Consider the following 4,042-nt stretch of genomic DNA (forward strand, 5'->3'; position numbering starts at 1 on the left):
ATCATGGCGCTGGCCGTGTCGTGATGCGGACCGCGCCCGAAGGTACCGGTATCATCGCCGGTGGTCCGATGCGCGCCGTGTTCGAGATGCTGGGTGTCAAGGATGTGGTCGCGAAATCGACCGGTTCGCAGAACCCCTACAACATGATCCGCGCCACGCTGGACGGTCTGCGTAACGAAACCTCGCCCCGTCAGGTCGCGGCACGTCGCGGCAAGAAAGTGGCTGACATCCTGCCGAAGCGTGATGGCGCGCCCGCGGCTGAAGCCGTCGCAGAGGAGGCCTGAGATCCATGGCAAAGACGATTGTTGTCAAACAGATCGGCTCGCCGATCCGCCGCCCACAGGTTCAGCGCCAGACGCTGATCGGCTTGGGCCTCAACAAGATGCATAAAACCCGCGAACTCGAGGATACCCCCTCGGTGCGCGGCATGGTCGCCAAGATCCCGCATCTGGTCGAGATCATCGAAGAGCGCGGCTGAGCGCCCTTCGCATGTCATGTTCAGAACCCCGGGTCCGAAACGGCCCGGGGTTTTTCAGTTTGGGTAGGACACGATCAACCATTCGCCCAAAACCTTGCGGCCATCCGAACAGATCAATTGCCGGTCATTGTCGGTAAGTGCCTCGATCTCGGGGATGTCGCGCCAATCCTTGGGCTGGCCTTTGAGGATGCGATGCCGGGCGTCTTTCGGCAAACGCGCGATCAGCGCCTCGCGCGGGGCAAGCGAACGATCACCCGTCAGCCGGTCGTGCAACTCGATCACAAGGCTTGCCCCTTTGGCCCAGTCCAGAAAAGCATCCGACAGCACATCGAATTCCGCGCCTTCGATATCGCACAAGATCAACGTCCGAGACGGCACCACATCAAGTGCCGCAAGCTCAAGCTGAACTCCCGGTGTCACCGCACCCTTGATCGTGACGCAATCGGCAAGCCCGTTGGCGGCGGCATTTTCGGCGATCTCGTTCCGCCCCACGGCTGACATCTCGAAGCAGACCGCATGTTTGGCCAGTCCCGCCTTGAGCAATCCGAGCGGAAAATAACCATCTGCCGCCCCGAAATTGACCAAGGTGTCGCGCGGCAAAAGCCCCTGTAATTCGCGGATCACCTCTTGCTCATACAGGCCGAAGATCTTCGCACCCAATACGCCCGCCGATGTGTTTCCCGAGCCTGTCATTTTGAGCCCCGTGAAGGGGCCGGATTTCACGATACCACCTGCGGCCTCGAACAGCGCACGCGACACTTCTTTTCGGCGCAGCTTGGTTGCCGCTTTGGTCAATGCGGATCGAATACGGTTCATGCCCATTCCCCAAAACGGCTCGGCCCGATATGCCACCAAAGGCCCCTTGTCACAAGCTTTGCGACGACATATACGCCCCCGGTGGCGCGCTAAGTCGACGCCACAAATCTTTATCGTCAGGCCGTGGTCAGGGGGCTTCGCTTCAATCCCTGCGTCCGGCAAAGGAGAAGCGACATGAAACTGCATGAACTTCGGGATAATCCCGGCGCCACCAAGAAAGCCAAGCGCGTTGCCCGCGGTCCCGGTTCGGGCAAGGGCAAGACGGCGGGCCGTGGTATCAAGGGTCAGAAATCGCGTTCGGGTGTTGCGATCAACGCCTATGAGGGCGGCCAGATGCCGCTCTATCAGCGTCTGCCCAAGCGTGGCTTCAACAAGCCCAACCGCAAGAAATTCGCCGTGGTCAATCTTGGCCTGATCGCCAAGTTCGTCGAAGCCGGCAAGATCGACGCAAAGGCCGAGATCACCGAAGACGCGCTGGTCGCGTCCGGTCTGGTGCGCCGCAAGCTCGACGGTATCCGCGTTCTGGCCAAGGGTGAGGTGAGCACGAAGCTCAACATCGCCGTGACCGGAGCATCGCGCGCGGCCATCGACGCGGTCGAAAAGGCCGGCGGAAAGCTGACGGTCGCACAGGTCGCTGCGGCGGAGTGATCCAGATCGGGGGGCTGCGGCCCCCCGTCGCTTGTGGGCCGTGTCGTCAGGGCCTACATAGTATCTAGGTTTTTACGCGCCGCAGGATCGCCTGAAACGATCCGGCGGCGCATTGCCCATGAGAGAGGCGTCATGGCATCAGCAGCGGAGCAAATGGCCGCGAACATGAGCTGGGGGGCATTCGGTAAAGCGACCGAACTGCGCCAGCGGATCTGGTTCACTCTTGGCCTTCTGATCATCTATCGCATCGGCACCTACATCCCGGTCCCCGGGATCGACGGGGTCGAGTTGCGGGCCTTCTTCGATCAGGCTGCGGCCGGTCTGGGCGGTGTTCTGAACATGTTCACCGGCGGCGCGCTGAGCCGGATGGGCGTCTTTGCCTTGGGCATCATGCCCTATATCTCGGCCTCGATCATCGTGCAGCTCATGGCGGCCATGGTGCCCGCGATGGAGCAGCTGAAAAAAGATGGTGAGGCGGGGCGCAAGAAGCTCAACCAATACACCCGCTACGGCACCGTGGCCTTGGCGACCGCACAGGCTTACGGGCTTGCGGTCAGCATGGAATCGGGCGGACTTGCCTCTGATCCGGGTTGGTTTTTCCGCGCCGCCTGCGTCATCACGCTGGTCGGTGGGACGATGTTCCTGATGTGGTTGGGCGAACAGATCACCCAGCGCGGCATCGGCAACGGCATCTCGTTGATCATCTTCGTCGGCATCATCGCCGAAATCCCGGCAGCGCTGGCCCAATTCTTCGAGTCGGGCCGCTCGGGTTCGCTCAGCACGCCTGCCATCCTTGGCGTGATCGTCATGCTGATCGGCACGCTTTTCTTCGTCGTGTTCATGGAGCGCAGCTTGCGCAAGATCCATATCCAGTATCCGCGCCGCCAGGTGGGGATGAAGGTCTATGACGGCGGTTCCAGCCATTTGCCGGTCAAGGTGAACCCGGCGGGCGTGATCCCCGCGATCTTCGCCTCGTCGCTTTTGCTTTTGCCGACCACGCTCACCACCTTCTCGGGCGGCGAATCCTCGGGTCCGGTGATGGGCTGGATCTTGGCCAATTTCGGCCCCGGTCAGCCGCTCTACCTGTTGTTCTTCGCGGCGATGATCGTGTTCTTCACCTATTTCTACACGCTCAACGTCTCCTTCAAGACCGACGACGTCGCCGACAATCTCAAGAACCAGAACGGCTTCATCCCCGGCATCCGCCCCGGCAAGAAGACATCTGAGTATCTGGAATATGTCGTGAACCGCTTGCTGGTGCTGGGGGCCGGATATCTGGCGCTTGTCTGCTTGATGCCCGAGATCGTGCGTACCAACCTTGCCATCACGGCCTATTTCGGCGGCACATCCATTCTGATCATCGTGTCGGTCGGCATGGATACCGTGCAGCAGGTGCAAAGCCATCTTCTGGCCCATCAATACGAAGGCTTGATTGAAAAATCGCAACTGCGCGGGCGTAAAGGTGCGACCGCAAAGCCCCGCAAGGCCCCGTCGCGTCGATGAGCGTGAATATCATTCTTCTTGGCCCGCCCGGCGCGGGCAAGGGAACGCAGGCGGGCCTTCTGACCCAGTCCCGCGGTCTGGTGCAGCTCTCGACTGGCGATATGCTGCGCGAGGCGCAAGCCTCGGGCAGTGCGATGGGCAAGATCGTTGCCGATGTCATGGCCAAGGGGCAGCTTGTCACCGACGAGATCGTGATCGGCCTGATCCGCGAAAAGCTGGAACAAGGTGGAACAGGTTTCATCTTCGACGGCTTCCCCCGCACGCTGGCACAGGCTGACGCGCTCGAGGCGTTGCTGGCCGAGATGGGGCAAGGCCTCGATGCGGTGATCGAATTGCGCGTCAATGACGAGGTGCTGGTCGGTCGCATCGTCGGCCGTGCCGAAGAGGCCCGCGCCGTAGGCCAGCCCGTGCGCGCCGATGACAATGCCGAAAGCCTCAAGACCCGGCTCATGGCCTATTACAAGCAGACCTCGCCGCTGATCGGCTATTACCACGCCAAGGGATTGCTCAAAGGGGTGGACGGGCTGAACGAAATCGACACAGTCGCCACCGATATCGCGGCGCTGCTTGGCGCGGCAGGTTAACCGGCGCGCGGCA

At 61.4% G+C, this 4,042-nt stretch carries 5 protein-coding genes and 1 pseudogene; 5 read left to right on the forward strand and 1 reads right to left on the reverse strand.

Going from position 1 to position 4,042, the window contains the following annotated elements; all coding sequences use genetic code 11:
* Positions 1 to 284, forward strand: a pseudogene (locus tag ACTG4J_RS14930) (30S ribosomal protein S5); the annotation flags it as partial.
* Between the two features lie 5 nt (positions 285 to 289).
* The gene (gene rpmD / locus ACTG4J_RS14935) at positions 290 to 478 is read left to right on the forward strand and encodes a 50S ribosomal protein L30 (protein ID WP_422240346.1); all 189 of its coding nucleotides are present in this window, start codon (positions 290 to 292) and stop codon (positions 476 to 478) included.
* Between the two features lie 54 nt (positions 479 to 532).
* On the opposite strand, the gene ACTG4J_RS14940 is transcribed toward rpmD, so the two are convergent.
* Positions 533 to 1,294, reverse strand: a complete 762-nt coding sequence (locus ACTG4J_RS14940) for a hypothetical protein (RefSeq protein ID WP_439140529.1) — start codon at positions 1,292 to 1,294, stop codon at positions 533 to 535.
* Between the two features lie 174 nt (positions 1,295 to 1,468).
* Between ACTG4J_RS14940 and rplO the strand changes: the two genes are divergently transcribed.
* The 3 genes from rplO (at position 1,469) to ACTG4J_RS14955 (ending at position 4,029) form a co-directional block, all read left to right on the forward strand.
* On the forward strand, positions 1,469 to 1,942 hold the full coding sequence (rplO, locus tag ACTG4J_RS14945; protein ID WP_439140530.1) for a 50S ribosomal protein L15: 474 nt from the start codon (positions 1,469 to 1,471) through the stop codon (positions 1,940 to 1,942).
* 132 nt (positions 1,943 to 2,074) lie between these two features.
* On the forward strand, positions 2,075 to 3,445 hold the full coding sequence (secY, locus tag ACTG4J_RS14950) for a preprotein translocase subunit SecY (protein WP_439140531.1): 1,371 nt from the start codon (positions 2,075 to 2,077) through the stop codon (positions 3,443 to 3,445).
* 2 nt (positions 3,446 to 3,447) lie between these two features.
* Complete coding sequence (locus ACTG4J_RS14955; RefSeq protein WP_439140532.1) at positions 3,448 to 4,029, forward strand: adenylate kinase; 582 nt, start codon at positions 3,448 to 3,450, stop codon at positions 4,027 to 4,029.
* The last annotated feature ends 13 nt before the right edge of the window (positions 4,030 to 4,042 follow it).

The sequence above is a fragment of the Roseicyclus sp. genome (assembly GCF_965662675.1).
Classification (GTDB): Bacteria; Pseudomonadota; Alphaproteobacteria; order Rhodobacterales; family Rhodobacteraceae; genus Roseicyclus.